15 protein-coding genes and 1 riboswitch are annotated in these 16,963 nt (G+C 73.1%); of the genes, 5 read left to right on the top strand and 10 right to left on the bottom strand.

The annotated features are described in order from the left end of the window. Positions 1 to 3 precede the first annotated feature (3 nt). Positions 4 to 1,797: a DEDD exonuclease domain-containing protein gene (locus ACYQ0U_RS06615; protein WP_459970780.1), complete on the bottom strand. Its 1,794-nt coding sequence runs from the start codon at positions 1,795 to 1,797 to the stop codon at positions 4 to 6. A gap of 107 nt (positions 1,798 to 1,904) precedes the next feature. Between ACYQ0U_RS06615 and ACYQ0U_RS06610 the strand changes: the two genes are divergently transcribed. From ACYQ0U_RS06610 to ACYQ0U_RS06590, 5 genes are all read left to right on the top strand, one after another. After that, on the top strand, positions 1,905 to 3,137 hold the full coding sequence (locus ACYQ0U_RS06610) for an NYN domain-containing protein (RefSeq protein ID WP_459970778.1): 1,233 nt from the start codon (positions 1,905 to 1,907) through the stop codon (positions 3,135 to 3,137). Positions 3,138 to 3,188: 51 nt separating this feature from the next. After that, entirely contained in the window at positions 3,189 to 3,395 is a 207-nt protein-coding gene (locus tag ACYQ0U_RS06605) for a hypothetical protein (protein ID WP_459970776.1), read from the top strand. Positions 3,396 to 3,572: 177 nt separating this feature from the next. Next, positions 3,573 to 3,724, top strand: a riboswitch (cyclic di-AMP (ydaO/yuaA leader). An 11-nt stretch (positions 3,725 to 3,735) separates the two neighbouring features. After that, positions 3,736 to 4,716, top strand: coding sequence for a C40 family peptidase (locus ACYQ0U_RS06600; protein ID WP_459970774.1), 981 nt, complete (start codon positions 3,736 to 3,738; stop codon positions 4,714 to 4,716). Positions 4,717 to 4,718: 2 nt separating this feature from the next. Continuing rightward, entirely contained in the window at positions 4,719 to 5,954 is a 1,236-nt protein-coding gene (locus ACYQ0U_RS06595; RefSeq protein ID WP_459970772.1) for a gluzincin family metallopeptidase, read from the top strand. After that, a complete protein-coding gene (locus tag ACYQ0U_RS06590) occupies positions 5,951 to 7,183 on the top strand; it encodes a M48 family metalloprotease (RefSeq protein WP_459970770.1) in 1,233 nt (410 codons plus the stop codon). The genes ACYQ0U_RS06595 and ACYQ0U_RS06590 overlap by 4 nt, the downstream gene beginning before the upstream one ends. A 60-nt stretch (positions 7,184 to 7,243) precedes the next feature. On the opposite strand, the gene ACYQ0U_RS06585 is transcribed toward ACYQ0U_RS06590, so the two are convergent. The 9 genes from ACYQ0U_RS06585 to ACYQ0U_RS06545 form a co-directional block, all read right to left on the bottom strand. Beyond that, positions 7,244 to 7,459, bottom strand: a complete 216-nt coding sequence (locus ACYQ0U_RS06585) for a Flp family type IVb pilin (RefSeq protein WP_459970768.1) — start codon at positions 7,457 to 7,459, stop codon at positions 7,244 to 7,246. A gap of 194 nt (positions 7,460 to 7,653) precedes the next feature. Beyond that, entirely contained in the window at positions 7,654 to 8,295 is a 642-nt protein-coding gene (locus ACYQ0U_RS06580) for a response regulator transcription factor (RefSeq protein ID WP_459970766.1), read from the bottom strand. After that, positions 8,292 to 9,848: a sensor histidine kinase gene (locus tag ACYQ0U_RS06575; RefSeq protein ID WP_459970764.1), complete on the bottom strand. Its 1,557-nt coding sequence runs from the start codon at positions 9,846 to 9,848 to the stop codon at positions 8,292 to 8,294. Before ACYQ0U_RS06575 ends, ACYQ0U_RS06580 begins: the two co-directional genes overlap by 4 nt. After that, the gene (locus tag ACYQ0U_RS06570; RefSeq protein ID WP_459970762.1) at positions 9,848 to 10,762 is read right to left on the bottom strand and encodes a type II secretion system F family protein; all 915 of its coding nucleotides are present in this window, start codon (positions 10,760 to 10,762) and stop codon (positions 9,848 to 9,850) included. Before ACYQ0U_RS06570 ends, ACYQ0U_RS06575 begins: the two co-directional genes overlap by 1 nt. Then, positions 10,762 to 11,733: a type II secretion system F family protein gene (locus ACYQ0U_RS06565; protein ID WP_459970759.1), complete on the bottom strand. Its 972-nt coding sequence runs from the start codon at positions 11,731 to 11,733 to the stop codon at positions 10,762 to 10,764. Before ACYQ0U_RS06565 ends, ACYQ0U_RS06570 begins: the two co-directional genes overlap by 1 nt. Continuing rightward, entirely contained in the window at positions 11,730 to 13,079 is a 1,350-nt protein-coding gene (locus tag ACYQ0U_RS06560; protein WP_459970757.1) for a TadA family conjugal transfer-associated ATPase, read from the bottom strand. The genes ACYQ0U_RS06565 and ACYQ0U_RS06560 overlap by 4 nt, the downstream gene beginning before the upstream one ends. A gap of 4 nt (positions 13,080 to 13,083) precedes the next feature. Next, complete coding sequence (locus ACYQ0U_RS06555; protein ID WP_459970755.1) at positions 13,084 to 14,247, bottom strand: CpaE/TadZ family protein; 1,164 nt, start codon at positions 14,245 to 14,247, stop codon at positions 13,084 to 13,086. A gap of 6 nt (positions 14,248 to 14,253) precedes the next feature. Next, a complete protein-coding gene (cpaB, locus tag ACYQ0U_RS06550; RefSeq protein WP_459970753.1) occupies positions 14,254 to 14,985 on the bottom strand; it encodes a Flp pilus assembly protein CpaB in 732 nt (243 codons plus the stop codon). Positions 14,986 to 15,171: 186 nt separating this feature from the next. Beyond that, positions 15,172 to 16,959 carry an AMP-dependent synthetase/ligase gene (locus ACYQ0U_RS06545; RefSeq protein WP_459970751.1) on the bottom strand — a complete coding sequence of 596 codons (1,788 nt, stop codon included), beginning with the start codon at positions 16,957 to 16,959 and terminating at the stop codon, positions 15,172 to 15,174. Positions 16,960 to 16,963: the final 4 nt, after the last annotated feature.

The raw sequence follows: 16,963 nt of genomic DNA, 5'->3' as shown, positions 1-16,963 counted from the left end.
CGGCTACCGCGTGGGCTGGTGGACCGTGGAGAGCCCGCGACGGTCGGCGAACGGCACCAGCGAGAGCCGGGACTGGTTGACCGCGTCGTGGACGGCGAGGTGGCGGGTCGCGCCGGCGACCGGGCAGGTCCACTCGCCGTCGACGTCGACCAGGCGGATGCCGGGGGACTCCAGCCAGCGCAGCACCTTCTCGGTCTCCTCCGCGGTGGCCGCGGGGGTCGGGCCGGGCGCGGGGGAGACGGTCTCGGCCGAGAGCCGCAGCGTGGCAACGTAGGAGTGCGCGTCGGCGCCCGGCGGGATCACGCCGGCGGCGGCGAGCCGGCCGTAGCGGACCACGTGGACGGCCCACCGGCCGTCGTCCTCCCGTCGCGCCGCGACCACCTCGGGACAGCGGGTCAGCGCGGACAGCCGCTGCGTGCGGGCGGCCGCCCGCACGAACGCCGAGAGCCGGTCGCGGTGGAGACCGGCCTCCTCGAACCGCTCGTCGGCGGCCAGCGCGGCCATCCGCTCGTTGATCGCCTCGACCACCTCGTCGGGGCGGCGCAGCAGCGAGTCGCGCAGCTGGCGCACCACGGCGGCGTACGTCGTGTCGTCGACGCTGCCGTCGCACGGCGAGAGGCACCGGCCCATCTCGGCCAGGACGCAGGGCGTGCGGGACGGCCCCTTCGGCAGCTTGCCGGAGCACTGGCGCACGGGGAACGTGTCGTGGAGGGCGGCCAGGCACTTCTCGGCCGTCTTCTTCGAGGAGAACGGCCCGAGGTAGTCGGCGTCGTCGGCGAGCACCCGGCGCACCAGCGAGAGCCGCGGCCACGGCTCGCGGGTGAGCTTGAGGAAGTGGACCTTCGAGGGGTTGCGGGAGCGGCGGTTGTAGCGCGGCTTGTGCTCGGCGATCAGCCGCAGCTCGCGCACCTCGGCCTCCAGGGCGGTCGCGCACTCGATGCCGTCGACCCGGCTGGCGATGCCGACCATCTCGCCCATCCGGGAGCGGGTCTCGGAGGCGGTGAAGTAGGAGCGGACGCGGGTGCGCAGGTCGCGCGAGGTGCCGATGTAGAGGACGCGGGCGCGCTCGTCGCGGAACAGGTAGACGCCCGGTGCGTGGGGAAGCCCCTCGGCGAGGTGCCGCTTCTTGCGCTGAGCGGTCGAGACCCGCGAGGAGAAGGTCTGGAGCTCCTCGAGGGTCTGCACCCCGAGCCCGCCGAGCCGCTCCATCATCCCGTGGAGCACGTGCACGGTGGCGCGGGCGTCCTCGAGCGCGCGGTGGTTGGGCGTGACGGGGGAGCCGAAGGCCTTGGCCAGCGAGGAGAGCTTGCAGTTGGGCGCGTCGTCGCGGGTGATGACGCGGCGGGCGAGCCTCGCGGTGTCGAGCACCTCGAACCGCGGCCACGGCCGGCCCTGCCGCTCGGCGAAGTGCTTGAGGAAGCCGACGTCGAACGGCGCGTTGTGGGCGACGAGCACGGTGCCGGTCGCGAACTCCAGGAACGCCGGGAGCGCGGACTCGATCGACGGCGCCGTGGAGACCATCGAGTTGGTGATGCCCGTGAGCACGGCGATGAACGCGGGGATCTCGGTGTGCGGGTTGACCAGCGTCTGGAACTCGCCGAGCACCTCGCCGCCGCGGACCTTCACCGCGCCGATCTCGGTGATCATCGCGCCGCCCTCGGCCGATCCGCCGGTGGTCTCGAGGTCGACGACGCAGAAGGTGATGTCGCGCAGGGGCCGGCCCAGCTCGTCGAAAGTGCGTTGCGACTCCCACCGGGAGGTCGCACGCTGGATCGATCGCTGGGTACTGCTGCTCACGTGCTGGACGCTAGATCGAGCCGCCGACATTCCCCGGGACGACGCGCGGGCTACGCTCGGCGCACCCCGGGCAGCGCGCCTCGACCGAGCGGCAGAGAGGAGGCGGCATGGCTCCCTTCATCCCCGGCCTGGCCGAGCTCCCCGAGCCGGTCCGCTCCCGCATCGTCGGCCTCGCGGCCGACGTGCTGCCCGACGTACCCCGGCTGCCGCCCGCCGTACGCCGAGTGGCCGGGTTCGCCCCCTCACGGCGGGCCCGCCTCGGCGCGACCGCCATCGCCGAGGCGCTGTCCGACGAGGAGCTGCGCGAGCGCGTCGGCATCCAGGTCGCGGCCCGTCCCGCGCCCGACACGACCGACCCCGCCGTCGCGGCCGCGTTCGGCTGGCTGACCCGGCCCGAGGACTGGGAGGCGGGCTTCGCCGACGCCGTGCGCCGCGTCGGCGAGCGGGCCGAGCCGGCCGTGGACCGGTCGGACCGCGAGCTGGAGCGGCTGCGGGCGCGCCTGGCCGACGCCGAGCAGTCGGTGCGGGAGCTGCGGGCCGCGCACAAGGCGCAGCTGGACGAGGTCAAGGCCGAGAACGCCCAGTTGCGGCGCAAGCTCGGCGAGACCCGGACCGCCGAGAAGGAGGCCCGGGCCGCCGTCGAGGAGGCCGCGGCCGCCGAGCGCACGGCCGGCGAGCGCACCGCCGCGCTGGAGCGGGAGAACAAGCGCCTGCGCGGCCAGGTCGAGCAGCTCGAGGGTCAGGTCCGCGAGGGCCGCCGCGAGGCCCGCAGCGAGCGCGACGAGGCGACGCTGCGCGCCCGGATCCTGCTGGAGACCGTCATCGACGCCGCCAGCGGCCTGCGCCGCGAGCTCGCGCTGCCGCAGGTGACCGGCGCGCCCGGCGACCGCGTCGAGGCCGACGTGGCCGCGGCCGGGCAGCGGGTGCCGAGCCAGGCGGCGCTGGAGCAGTACCTCGCGATGCCGCGTGCCCGGCTGCTCGTCGACGGCTACAACGTCAGCAAGGCCGCGTGGCCCACCTCGCCGCTGGAGGCCCAGCGCATCCGGCTGATGGGCTCGCTGGCGCCGCTGGTCGCCCGGACCGGCGCCGAGACCACCGTCGTCTTCGACGCCGCCGACACCGACCATCGTCCGCCGGTCAACGCGCCCCGCGGCGTCCGGGTGCTGTTCAGTCCCCGCGGCGTGATCGCCGACGACGTGATCCGCGACCTCGTGGCCGTCGAGCCCGAGGGCCGGGTGGTCGTGGTCGTCACCGCCGACCAGGCGGTCGCCCGCGACGTGACCCGCGACGGGGCCCGCGTGGTGCCGCCCGAGGCCCTCCTGGACCTGCTGACCCGCTGAGCGCGTGGGCCGACCGGCCCAGTGTCGGTGGTCGCTGGCACCGTGGTCGCCATGACGACGAGAATCGACTGTGACACCTGCACGGTGCGGGGTCTCCACTGCCACGACTGCGTGGTGACGGTGCTGCTGGGCCCACCTCCCGAGCTCAGCCTCGACGACGACGGCGCCCGCGCGCTCGACGTCCTCGCCCAGGGCGGGCTGGTGCCGCCGCTGCGGCTGGTCCAGCCCGTCGACGGCCCGCACGTGGAGTCCGCCTGAGGCTGGTTCTCCTGTGACTCATGTGACTCGTGTGACAGCGAACGCACAACCTGCGGAGAAACTCGCCACGACATCGGTTGAAAGTTTGGCGAGGCCCTCCGGCCCCCGTTAACGTGTGGCACTCAGGTGGCCGTGACCGTGGATCACTCGGGTCCACACGGCCACCGCGCTGAGTCCAGGGCCGGCCCGCCGGTCCCGGAGCCGGGGAACCAACCGGTGGCCGCCACGACGGGGTCACCACCGGGGTGAATCCTCCGCAGGTCGGAGGTAGGGCAAATGTCGTGCCCGAACCCGTCAGCTCACCCGGTAGGCGTACGACGTAACGAGGAGAGCGCCACCCGTGCTGAACGGCCGCAAGCGACTCATCACCCTGCTGTCCGTGGGGGCCATGATCGCCACCGTGGGCTTCCTGCCCTCGACCGCCAACGCCGAGCCGGACATCGATGACGTCCAGGCCCGCGTGGACAAGCTCTACCACGAGGCCGAGCAGGCCCAGGAGCGCTACAACGACGCCAAGCTGGAGCTGGTCTCGCTGCAGCGCGACCTCAACCTCCTCGAGGCCGACCAGGGTCGCCAGGGCGAGCGTCTCGACGCCGTCCGCGAGCAGGTCCAGGACGCGGTGGTGCGCCAGTACGAGGGCCAGACCATGGACGCGGTCGGCCAGGTCGTCATCTCCGACGACCCCCAGAGGTTCCTGTCGACGCTGTCGACGATGTCGGCCTTCCACGACATGCAGGACCAGCTCTTCGAGGACTACGCCACCGAGCTGAAGTCCCTCGACATCCGCAGCGACGCCACCGCGAAGCGCGCGGCCCAGGTCGCCGAGATCGAGGAGAAGCTCGCCGCCGAGAAGAAGGTCGTCGACGACAACCTCGCCGAGGCCGAGGCGCTCCTCGACCGGCTCAAGGAGGAGGAGCGCGAGGAGATGCTCTCGCGCGGCACCGTCCGCCTCCCGTCCGACGTCCCGGTCTCCGGGCGGGCCGCCGCTGCGGTCCAGTACGCGCTGGCGCAGGTCGGCGACGCCTACGTCTACGGGGCCGCCGGCCCGGACGCGTTCGACTGCTCCGGCCTCACGATGATGGCCTGGGCCCAGGCCGGCGTCGGCCTCCCGCACTCCTCCAGCGCCCAGTACGGCTCCGGTCCGCACATCGCGATGGGCGACCTCCAGCCGGGCGACCTGGTCTTCTACTACAGCCCGATCAGCCACGTCGGCATCTACATCGGCAACGGCATGATCGTCCACGCCGCGAACCCCGGCACCGGCGTCGCCGTCTCGAGCGTGTCCTCGATGCCGTACTCCGGAGCGGTCCGCCCAGGCTGACCTTGACCGAGACCAGCCGCGCGAAGACCGGTCGCCCCCTCTGGTGGGTGGCCGGTCTTTCGCTGTGCCTGCTCGTGGCGGTCGGGCTGGTCGCGTGGGCGGTCGTCGACGACGACCCGTACGTCGCGCCGGCCCCGCCCGCTCCCACCAGCACCGAGATCCCGCCGTCGCTCGCGGCGGCGGCGCTCCAGGATCTCGAGGAGGCCGTCGCCGACGGCGACGAGGAGGCGGCCCGGGCCCTCGCGCCCGCCGGTGACGACGATGCGGCCGACCGGCTCGCGGGCGTCGTCGCGAACGCCGAGGCCGCCGGGGTCGAGGACTTCACGCTGCGCTTCGTCGACGCCGAGGGCACCGACGGCTTCGCCGACGCCACCTGGCGGTTCGGCGGCTTCGATCCCGCCCCGGCGTACGCCGAGGTGACCGTGGGCCTCGCGGACGAGGACGACCGCGTCGCGATCACGGGCTTCGGCGGGGGCGACCGGGTGTCCCCGCTCTGGCTCTCCGGCCCGCTGGAGGTGCGCCGGTCGGCGGACAGCCTGGTGCTGGTCGACGGCAGCGACGCCGAGGCCGACGCGTACGCCGACCGAGCGGACGCCGCGGTCCCCGTCGTGCGCGCGGTGCTGCCCGCGTGGAAGGACGGCCTGGTCGTGGAGGTGCCGGCCTCGGTCGAGGACCTCGACCGGGTGCTCGACGCGGACGCGGGCACCTACGACCAGATCGCCGCCGTGACGACCTCGGTCGACGGGCAGCTCGGGCCCGACTCGCCCGTGCACGTCTTCGTGAACCCCGACGTGTACCGCGGGCTCGCGGACACCGGGGCGCAGGTCGTGATGAGCCACGAGGCGACCCACGTCGCCACGGACGCCTTCACCAGCAGCGTGCCCCTGTGGCTGCTCGAGGGGTTCGCCGACTACGTCGCCCTGCGGGACGTGGGGCTCCCCCTCGAGCGCTCCGCGTCCCAGATCATCGCCGAGGTGCGCCGCGACGGCCCGCCGGGGGCGCTGCCGGGGGAGGCCGAGTTCGGCACCCGCACGGCCGACCTCGGCGCGACGTACGAGAGCGCCTGGCTCGCGGCCCGGCTGCTCGCAGAGGACGGCGGCGAGGACCGGCTGGTGCGGTTCTACGACGCCGTGAGCGACGGCACCCCGGTGGCCCGGGCGCTGGCGTCGGAGTTCGGGCTGTCGGTCCGGGACCTCACCGAGCAGTGGCGGGACCTCCTGCGAGACTTGGCCGGGTGAGCGCCCCACCTGTCGACCGCCGGGTCGCACTCACGACGATGGCGGTCGGGGGAGTCGCGTTCGTCGTGCTTGCCCTGTGGCTGGTGCCCTGGAGCCCCGTGCCGGGCGGCACGCCGGACCCCGCGCGCGCGTCTTCGGTCTTCACGCCCGCGGAGATCGCCCGGGGCGAGGACTACGCCCGCTTCGCCCGGCTGTGGAGCTGGAGCGCCCTTGCGGTGTCGCTGGTGGTCGCGTGCGTGCTGGGCTTCAGCCGCTGGGGCCGGCGGCTGGTCGGGCGGCTGCCCGGCCGGTGGTGGGTGCGGGCGGTGCTCGCGGTCGCCGCCGTCGAGCTGGTCGGCCGGCTCGCGACGCTGCCGTTCTCGGTGATGCTGCGCCGGCACGCGCTCGAGAACGGGCTGAGCACGCAGGCCTGGGCCGCGTTCGCCGCCGACGTCGCGACGAGCTACGGCGTCACGCTGGTGGCCACCTCGCTGCTGCTCGTCGTCCTCGTCGGCTGCGCGCGGCGCTGGCCCCGGGCCTGGCCCGCGGTCGCGGGCGGCGTGCTCGGCGTGCTCGTGCTGGCCGGGTCGTTCGTCTACCCGGTCGTCGTCGAGCCGCTGTTCAACGACTTCCACTCCCTGCCCGACGGGGAGCTGCGCTCGGCGGTGCTCGAGCTCGCCGACCGGGAGGGCGTCCCGGTCGACGACGTGCTCGTCGCCGACGCGTCGCGCCGCACGACCACGCTGAACGCCTACGTCTCCGGCTTCGGCGGCACCCGGCGGGTCGTGCTCTACGACAACCTCGTCGACGACGTGCCGCAGGACCAGACGCTGTCGGTGGTCGCCCACGAGCTCGCCCACGCCCGGCACGACGACGTGCTGACCGGCTCGCTGCTCGGCGCTGCGGGGGCGGTCTTCGGGGTCGGGCTGCTGGCGCTGCTGGTCGGGCTCTCGCGGAGCACCCGGATGCGCGATCCGGAGGTCGTGCCGCTCGTCCTCGCGCTGGTGGCGATCGGTTCGCTGCTGGCGGCGCCGGTCCAGAACGGCATCAGCCGCCAGATCGAGACCCGCGCCGACGTCGACGCCCTGGAGGTCACGGCCGACCCGGGAGCGTTCGAGGCCGTGCAGCGCCAGCTCGTCATCCGCTCGCTCGCCGACCCCACGCCGCCCGCGCCGTCGCAGCTCTGGTTCGGATCACACCCGAGCAGCCTGACGCGGATCGCGATCGCCCGTCAGCTGGCGAAGGAATGACCCGGAAATGACCAGTGGCCACGGACCCCGGGGGATTCGGGTCCGTGGCCACTGGTGGCCTCAGCAGGTCGAGTTCGCGGTGTCCGTCGCGCTGCCGGCGCTGATCTTCGTGCACGTGTCCTCGAACAGGTTGGTGATGTTGCTTCCCAGCGCGAACACGAGGACCACGATCAGGGCAGCGATGCCGCCGATCAGCAGGCCGTACTCCACGGCCGAGGCACCGGCCTCGTTGCGGTCCCGACGCATCGCGACCAGGTTCTTGAAGAAATCGAGCATGGGGTTCTTCTCTCCCTCCCACCTACATGGGGCCCTCACCCCACGAGGAGATAGTGCCGCCCAGGCGGCCTGACCAAACCGGCCGTACATACCCGTCTCGCTAGTCAGTTATGACTAGGGAGCGATGCTCGATCGGGCACGATGACCGGCACGGCGGTACCACGGGTCCGGGGGGACCCGCGGACGGGGCGGGATCAGGCCTGCGGGCGGACCGAGCTGAGCAGCCCGGTGCGCATCGCGGTGACCAGTGCCTGGGCGCGGTTGGCCGCGCCGAGCTTCTGGTAGATGTGCCCGATGTGGGACTTCGCGGTCGACTCGCTCATGAACAGCTTGTCCGCGATCGCGGCCGTCCCGAGGCCGTCGGCCAGCAGGAGGAGGACGTCGTGCTCGCGGTCGGAGAGCCGCCCCTGGCCGGCACGTGCGCGGCGGACGACGGCCTGGGCTAGCCCGCTGCCGACGAACGACCGTGGGGACACCGCGGCGTGGCGTGCGGTGCGCACGACCTCCTGGGCGGGGGCGTCCTTGCCGACGAAGCCGGAGGCGCCGGCCTCCATCGCGGCCAGGATCTGCTCGTCACCGGAGTGCATCGTCAGCACGACCAGCCCGATCCGGTCGTCGGTGCGTCGGATGCTGCGGACGATGTCGAGACCGGTCCCGTCGGGCAGCTGGAGGTCGGCGATCACGACGTCGGGGCGGAGCTCGTCGACCGCCGCGAGGGCGGTGCCGACGCCGTCGGCGGTGCCGACGACGTCGAGGTCGGGCTCGAGGTCGAGCACGGCCGCGAGGCCGTTGCGGATCAGCTCGTGGTCGTCCACGAGCAGCACGGTGGTGGTCATGCGGTGGCGGTCTCCGGACTGGGCGGTGCCTGGGCGGCAGGGAGCGGATCGAGCCCGACCGTCACGGTGGTGCCGTGCGGCCGCCGCGGCTCGATGTCGAGGCGAGCGCCGATCAGGGCGGCCCGCTCGCGCATGATGTCGAGGCCCTGGCTGTCGGGTCGAGCGGGCCGCAGCCCGCAGCCGTCGTCGCTCACGGTGATCACCGCGTGCGGGGGACGGACCCGGCAGTGGACGTCGATGGTTCCTGCGTCGGCGTGGCACGCGGCGTTGGTCATCGCCTGCTGCGCGATCCGGAACAGCTCCGACTCGACCTCGGGCCGCAGCCGGGTCTCGCGCTCCTCGAGGGCCACGTTGACGAGGACGCCCGAGGTCTCGGTCAACGATCGCGCGACGTCGGCGAGTGCGGCACCGAGGCTCGGGGCCTCGCCGACGCCGGTCCGCAGCGTGACGACCGAGCGGCGTACCTCCGCCACGACCGTGCTGATCCGCCGGCGCACCGCCTCGACCTTCGCCGCCTGGGCGGGGGTGGTCGGGGTGGCGGCGAGCGCGTCGACGAGGTAGCCGATCGAGGCGATGTCCTGGGCCAGCCCGTCGTGCATCTCGCGGGCCAGCCGGCGCCGCTCGACCGTGCTGGCCCGGTGGCGCAGGGTGGCGAAGAGCAGCGCGGTGTCGAGGCGGACGATCTCGGGCCTGAGGCGCTCGGTCAGCTCGCGGACCCGGCGGTGCAGGTCGATGCTGCCTGCGTCGATGCGATCGGAGAGACGGCCGGACACGACCCCGACCACCATGTCGCCCCACAGCAGCGGGAACGCGAACCGGGAGTCCGACACCACCGGCTCGCGGGTCAGCCAGCTCGCGTGGGCCTGCTCGTAGGACGGTCCCGGCCCGACCAGCGGCGTGATGTCGCGTCCGCCCGGGACGTAGAGCGTCAGCGCGGTCACCGGCAGCTCGTCGCGCACGGCGTCGAGCAGGCCGACGCCGAGCGCCGCCGGGTCCAGGCCCGAGGTCAGGTCGTCGGACACGTCGATCAGCTGGCGGATCAGCGCCTGTGCGTCGTGGTAGGGCGCCAGCGGGTCGGGCGTGCGGCGCAGCGCCGAGCGGAGGAAGGTGGCGATGCACCCGAGCCCGAGCCCGGCGACCGAGATGCTCACGATCACGCGCGCCTCGGCGCCGCTGAGGAAGCCGCCGGTCAGCCAGGCCGTCACCAGGGTCGCGCCGAGGCCGACCGAGAACGCTCTCACCGCACCGGGGAGCGCGCGCCGGAGGCCGGCGGTGAACGGACCGACGAGAAGCGCCCCGAGGACCGCGGTCGACGTGTGCAGGGTCACGCCGCACACGACGCCGACCGCGAGCGGCTCGACGACGGTGACGGTCCAGGACGGGAGTCCTTGGAGGTCGGCTCCCTCGCCGAGTGCCCAGACGGCCCCGATCAGCAGCAGAGCGGCCGTGGCGGCACGATCCTGGGTCCAGAGGGCGAGCGGAAGCAGGGCCAGCAGCGCCAGGATCCGGGTGGCGGCCGCGAGCCGGATCGAGTGCCAGTGCCGGCGGGCCATCAGAAGGTGTCCATGATCGTGAGGGCGGCCGGGCCGAGAACCACGACGAACAGGCAGGGCAGGATGCAGAAGATCAGCGGCACGGTCATCTTCACCGGCACCTTCTGGGCCTGCTCCTCGGCCCGCTGCCGGCGCTTGACCCGGATCTCCGAGGACTGGACCCGCAGCACCTGGGCGATCGGGATGCCGAGCTGGTCGGCCTGCACCATGGCGCCGACGAACGCGCGGAGCTCGGGCACGTTCGACCGGTCGGCCAGGCCGCGCAGGGCGCTGCTGCGGCCGGCCCCGAGCTGCATCTCGCGGATCACCCGGCCGAGCTCGTCGGCGAGCGGGCCCTCGGTGTGCTGGGCGACCTGCTGGACGGCGGCGTCGAAGCCCAGCCCGGCCTCGACGCTGATCGTGAGCAGGTCGATGGCGTCGGGGAGGTCGCGGCCGACCTGCTCGGCGCGGTCGTAGGCGCGCTGGTAGAGGACCAGGCCGGGCGCGTAGTAGCCGAGCGCGGTTCCACCGACGGCCAGGAGCAGCAGGACGGGCAGTGACGCACCGAGGAGCAGGCCGACGAGCGCGCCGGCCCCCACCCCCGCGAGGGCGCCCAGGACGGTCCAGGCGAGGACGCGGTCCACCGTCCACCCGGCGGGGTTGCCGGCGAGGTCGAGCCGGTGCCGGATCCGGTCGGGGGCGTCGTGTCCGGCCAGCCGCCGACCGAGCCCGCGACACCACTCCAGGGCGGGATCGAGCACGCGCTCGCGGAACGGCGGTTGCGCCTGCTCCAGGAGCTGCTCGGGCGCCGACGACGAGGCCTCGACGAGCGCGAGCGAACGGGCGACACCGCGCGTGTCCGGCTCCTCGCGCAGCGCGAGCGCCAGCAGGCCGACCGCGACGGCGACGAGGACCGCACCCAGCAGGAGGGCCATCAGACCTCCACCTTGACCAGGCGGCTCATCCAGAACGCGCCGACGGCGAGCCAGAGCGCGCCGCCGACGAGCAGGACGAGCCCGCGCGGCTCCGCGAACAGCGGCATGACGTAGTCGCGGTTCGCGGTGAGCAGGTAGACGAGGAACAGCGGCGGCAGGGCGCCGAGCACCCAGGCGGAGAGCCGTCCCTCGGCCGACAGTGCCGACACCTGGCGGCGGACGTACTCACGCTCGCGCATGGTCGCGGCGACGGTGTCGAGCAGCTCGGAGAGGTTGCCGCCCACCTCGCGCTGGATCCGGATCGCCATCACGGTCCAGTGCAGGTCCTCGCTCTCGAAGCGCTCGGCCACGCCCTCCAGCGCGTCCTCCAGGGGTGCGCCGAGCCGCGTCTCGACCAGCGCTCGCCGGAACTCGCCGGCGACCGGCTCCGAGCCCTCCCGGGTCACCGCCTCCGCCGCCTGGGCGAGCGAGAGGCCCGCGGACAGTGAGCCGGACATCAGCTGGAGCGTGTCGGGGATCGTGGCGGTGAACGCCGTGCGTCGGCGCCCGGCACGGACGCCGAGCCAGGCCCACGGCGCGACCGCTCCGAGGACCGCCGCCACGAGGACGAGCGCGATGCTGCCCCCTCCGAGGAGGAGCCCGACCAGCGCGGCGACCACGAAGATCCCGACGTGCACGAGCAGCCACTCGGCCGGGGTGAAGCGGCTGCCGGCGCCGTCCAGCCGGTGCTGGATCCGGCGCTCGAGCCCCCGGTTGCTGCCGAGCACCTGCTCGGCCGCTCCGGTCGCCTGCGTGACCGCGCCGGGCCGGTGGGTGGCTGTCGCGGCGATGGCGGCCGCGGGGCCGGTGTAGGTCGTGACCCGCTCCGCGGGCGAGAGGTCGCGCGGGCCGGACGCGGTGGCGAGCAGCACCAGCACGGCGAGGACACCGAGGCCGACGGCCGCGGCGCCCACGACGAGGAGCGGGCTCACCAGCGGCTCCCCGTGGCGAACGTCGCCGGGTCGACCTCGACGTCGGCGTACGCGAGCTTCTCCAGCAGCTTCGGGCGGAGCCCCGACGGCACGAGCGTGCCGCCACGCTGGTCGAGCACGAAGACGTCCTGGAGCGTGACGACGTCACCCTCCATCCGCTCGACCTCGGTGATGTGGGTGATCCGGCGCGATCCGTCCTTGAAGCGGGTCTGGTGCACGACCAGGTCGATCGCGGACGCCATCTGCTCGCGGATCGCCCGCACCGGCAGGTCCATCCCGGCCATCAGCACCATCGTCTCGATCCGGGAGAGCGTGTCGCGCGGCCCGTTGGAGTGGACGGTGCAGATCGAGCCGTCGTGGCCGGTGCTCATCGCCTGGAGCATGTCGAGCGCGGAGGCGTCGCGGACCTCCCCGACGACGATCCGGTCGGGGCGCATGCGGAGCGCGTTGCGGACCAGGTCGCGGATCGAGATCTCGCCGCGGCCCTCGATGTTCGGCGGCCGGGACTCCAGCCGCACCACGTGCTCCTGCTTGAGCTGGAGCTCGGCCGCGTCCTCGATGGTCACGATCCGCTCGTCCTCGGGGATGAACGACGAGAGCACGTTGAGCGTCGTGGTCTTCCCGGCGCCGGTGCTGCCCGAGACGATGATGTTCAGCCGGCCGCGGACGCAGGCGTCGAGGAACTCGCGGGCGCCGGGGGAGAGCGTGCCGTTCCTGACCAGGTCGTCGGGCCCGAGGGCGTCCAGCGCGAACTTGCGCACGGTCAGCGCCGAGCCGTCGACGGCCAGGGGAGGCACGACGGCGTTGACCCGGCTGCCGTCCGGCAGCCGGGCGTCGACCATCGGGCTCGACTCGTCGATGCGCCGTCCCACCCGGGACACGATCTTGTCGATGGTGCGGCGCAGGTGTGACTCGTCGATGAACCTCGCGGCCGTCGGCTCCAACCGGCCGTTGCGCTCGAGCCAGATGTGGTGCGAGCCGTTCACCATGACCTCGGAGACGGTGGGGTCGCGCAGGAACGGCTCGATCGGCCCGTAGCCGAGGATGTCGTCGGTGATCTCCTGGGTCACCTGGGCCCGGTCACTGTGGCTGAGCGGCCTCTCCTGGGCCTCGAGGACCTGGGCGAGCACCGCGTGCACGCGCTCGGCGAGCTCATCGTGGTCCATGTCGGCGTCGTAGAGCTTCGGCCCGAGCTCCTGGAGCAGCTCGGCGTGCACCGAGCCCTTGACCTCCTCGATGCGGTCCTGCTTGCCCAGGGTCGACATCCGCTGGGTCAGCGGCGTCGCCTCCACGGACTCCTGTCCGGCGTCCGCCCGCGCGGCCGCCAGCCGGTCGGCGAGGCTCATCGCGTCACCGCCTGATCCGGAAGCGTCGGGCCGGTGCGGCAGCCTGCTCGGACGGGTTCTCCGCCCGCTCACCCGCCAGCTGCGCGGCCAGCGCTCGGATCACCACGCTCGAGGGGTGGTCGGGCCTGCTCGCCACGATGGGCGTACCGGAGTTGGTGGCGGCGGCGATGTCCATCGACGAGGCGACCTGGGCGGCGACCGAGAGGCCGAGGATCGACTCGACCTCCTCCGGTCCGATCCCGACGGCGTCGTCGGCGCGGTTCAGCAGCAGGTGGCGGTGGCCCTCGGCGATGCCGAGCATCGCCAGCGTCTCGAGCGCGACCCGCACGTTCTTCAGCGTGGGTACGTCGAGGGTCGCGACCACCACGCACTCGTCGGTCTCGTCCAGCGCAGCCAGGGTCGGCTCGTCGAAGGCGGGAGCGGTGTCGATGACCACGTGGTCGAAGCTCTCCCGGAGCGTGGTCAGCAGCCGCCCGACCAGCGCCGGCGTGATGCGCTCGCGCACGTCGGGCTGGCTCGGCGCCGCCAGGACCATCAGCGAGTCCTGATGGCGCGTCAGCAGCGTGTCGAGCATGGCGGGGTCGAGCGCGTCCTCCGACCCCACGGCGTACTCGATCGTGTGCGACGGGAACAGCTGGAGCGTGATCGCGACGTCGCCGAAGGCCAGGTCGAGGTCGACCAGGCACACGCGGCGCGCGCCCCGGTCGGCCAGCGCCAGCGCGAGGTTCACGGCCATCGTGGTCTTGCCGACGCCGCCCTTGGGGGAGAAGACCGTGATCACCGTGCCGCGCTGCGCGGAGACCGTCGGGCCCCGGAGCGCGACGTGCAGCTGGTGGGCCCGGTTGGCCGCCGCCGCGACGGCGTCGAGGTCGTAGTGGGGCACCACGTCGCGAGCGCCGGCCTTCATCGCCCGGGCGAGCAGCCCGGCGTCGATGACGCCCCGGGCGAGGACGACGCTGACGGTCGGCCGGCCGGTGCGCAGGCCCTCGCTGACGGCCAGTGCCCTCTCGAGGTCGAGGTTCGGTCCGAGCAGCACGAGGTACTCCTCGGTGTGCTCGCCCAGCCAGGCCGCGAGCCGCTCGGTCGAGTCGACGCCGTGGGCGCCGTCGGGCATGGCGGACAGGAGCTCCGCGACTGCGGTCGGATCGGGATCGACGACGACAGGCATGTCAGCTCACTCGAAGAGGTTGTCGGAGGTCACGCCGGGTTCGGGCGCGATCTCGCTGTTGCCGTTCAGGAGGGCGAAGGCGAGCTCGCCGTTCGAGGACGCGTAGAGCACCTTCTGCGCGTCGCCCTGATCGACCGCGATCGTCAGCAGCGTCGGCGCGAGCTCCTCGGGAGCTGCCTCGCCCTCCTCGCCCTCGGCCTGCGACACCGGCGCCGTCGAGCCGACGCCCAGGACGGTCACGCGGGGGAGCAGCAGCCGGGTGAACGGCTGCTGGGTGTCCTGCGCGGTGCCGTTGAGGAACACCGCGACCTCGCTGCCCGGCTGGAGGAAGCCGGAGACCCGCGCGGCGTCGGTGAGGTTCACCGAGACCGCCATCTTCCCCGGCGGGATCGGGAGCGTCGCCTGCGCGTCACCCGCGGCGCCGAACTTCCGGGCCATGAGCTGCTCGCCCGGGTAGATCGGCACGAGGACCACCTGCTTGCCCAGGTCGTCCACCGTGGTGACCGCGCCGTTGAGCACGCTGTCGCGCGCGACCGTCGCCGTCCTGATCTTGCCGGCCGCCTCGGCCGCCGCCGCGGTCTCGCCGGGAGACAGCCGCTCGGCCGCGACCAGGACCTCCACACCGCCGAACCGCGCGTCCGCGCGCTCGTCGGCGCCGCGTGCGTACACAACAACCAACGCCACCCCGAGCGCAGCGACCAGCGCTGCTCCCAGGATGAGCACCCTCCGTCGCCCCATCCCCGGACACCCTTTCCCGATTTCCGGACCCTCACCCCCGTGTATCCGGAGCATCCTGACTGTAGGGCCGCGCACTTCTCCACGGAACAGTCGAGACGTCATCTGCATCGACCGGAGCAGACCACTACTTGAGAGTTGGAATAAAAACCGGTTCAGCAGGGTAGACGCCCCGGTTTCAGGGCGTCGTCAGACGTAGAGTGCGTCGACCTCGTCCCGCAGCTCCCGCATCACGACGTTGCGCTTGAGCTTCAGGCTCGGGGTGAGCTGGCCGCCCTCCTCGGTCCACTCGCCGGGAAGCACGGTGAACCTCCGGATCGACTCGGCCTTCGAGACGGCCTTGTTGGCCTCGTCGACGGCCTCCTGCACGGTGGCCAGGAGGTCGGGGTCCTCGACGAGGTCGGCGACCGTGCCGGTCTTGCCGTGCTGCTCGGCCCACAGCGGGAACGACTCGCGGTCGATCGTGACCAGCGCGCCGATGAACGGCCGCCCGTCGCCGACGACCATGCACTGGTCGACCAGGAGCGAGGCGCGGACGCGGTCCTCGAGGACCGCCGGAGCGACGTTCTTGCCGCCGGCCGTCACGATGATCTCCTTCTTGCGGCCGGTGATCCGGACGAAGCCCTCGTTGTCGACCTCGCCGAGGTCGCCGGTGTGGAACCAGCCGTCGCGCTCGAGCGCCTCGGCGGTCGCCTCCTCGTTGCGCCAGTAGCCGGCGAAGACCTGGCCGCCGCGGAAGAGCAGCTCCCCGTCGTCGGCGACCCGGACCGCCGTGCCGGGCAGCGGCTGCCCCACCGTGCCGACCTTGATCGCGTCGGGACGGTTCGCGGTGAGGGCGGCCGTCGTCTCGGTGAGGCCGTAGCCCTCGAGCACGACCAGGCCGATGCCGCGGTAGAAGTGGCCGAGGCGCTCGCCCAGCGGAGCGCCGCCGGAGACTGCGTAGACGCAGTTGCCGCCGAGCGCGCTGCGCAGTTTGCCGTAGACGAGCCGGTCGAACACCGCGTGCTTGGCGCGCACCGGCAGCGGCACCTTGCCGCGCTCCAACCCGCGCGAGTGGGCGATCGCGGTCTCGGCCGCGGCGTCGAAGATCTTGCCGCGGCCGTCGGCGGTCGCCCGCTGCGACGCGGTGTTGAAGACCTTCTCGAACACCCGGGGCACCGCGAGGATGAACGTCGGCCGGAACTCGGCCAGGTCGGGCAGCAGCTGCTTGATGTCGGCGGTGTGGCCCATCCGGGTGCGTGACTTCACGCAGCCGATCTGGATGATCCGGGCGAAGACGTGGGCCAGCGGCAGGAAGAGCAGCGTCGAGCCGTCCTCCTCCTGGAAGAGCCGTTCGAGCTCGTCGACCGCGACCCCCAGCTCGAACATGAAGTTGCCGTGGGTCAGCATGCAGCCCTTGGGGCGCCCCGTGGTGCCGGAGGTGTAGATCAGCGTCGCGAGGTCGAGCGGCGTCGCCGACGTACGCCGCTTCTCGAGCTCCTCGTCGGAGATGTCGGCGCCCAGGCTGGTGAGCGTGCCGACGGCGTTGCCGCCGATCGACCAGACGTGGTTGAGGTCCTCGAGGCCGGACCGGACCTCGGAGATGCGCGCGAGGTGGTCGGGGCCCTCGGCGACGACGGCGCGGGCGCCGGAGTCCTCGAGGATCCAGGCGATCTGCTCGGCCGAGGAGGTCTCGTAGATCGGCACGGTCACCGCGCCGGCGAACCAGATCGCGTAGTCGATCAGCGTCCACTCGTAGCGGGTCTTGGAGATCAGGCCGACCCGGTCGCCCACCTCGACGCCGGCCGCGATCAGACCCTTGGCGACCGCGCTCACCTCGGCGAGGAAGTCGGCGTTGCTGACGTCCTCCCAGCCCTCGTCTCCCCGGCGGCTGAACGCGATGGCGTCGGCCGCCTCGCGGGCGTTGGCCACGACGTCGTCGGTGAGGTTCCCGGTGGACGGGATGTCGGTCGTCAACGGGGTCGAGAACTCACGCACGGGC

It is taken from the genome of Nocardioides pyridinolyticus (assembly GCF_054653575.1).
This window is presented reverse-complemented; position numbering and strand designations above follow the sequence as displayed.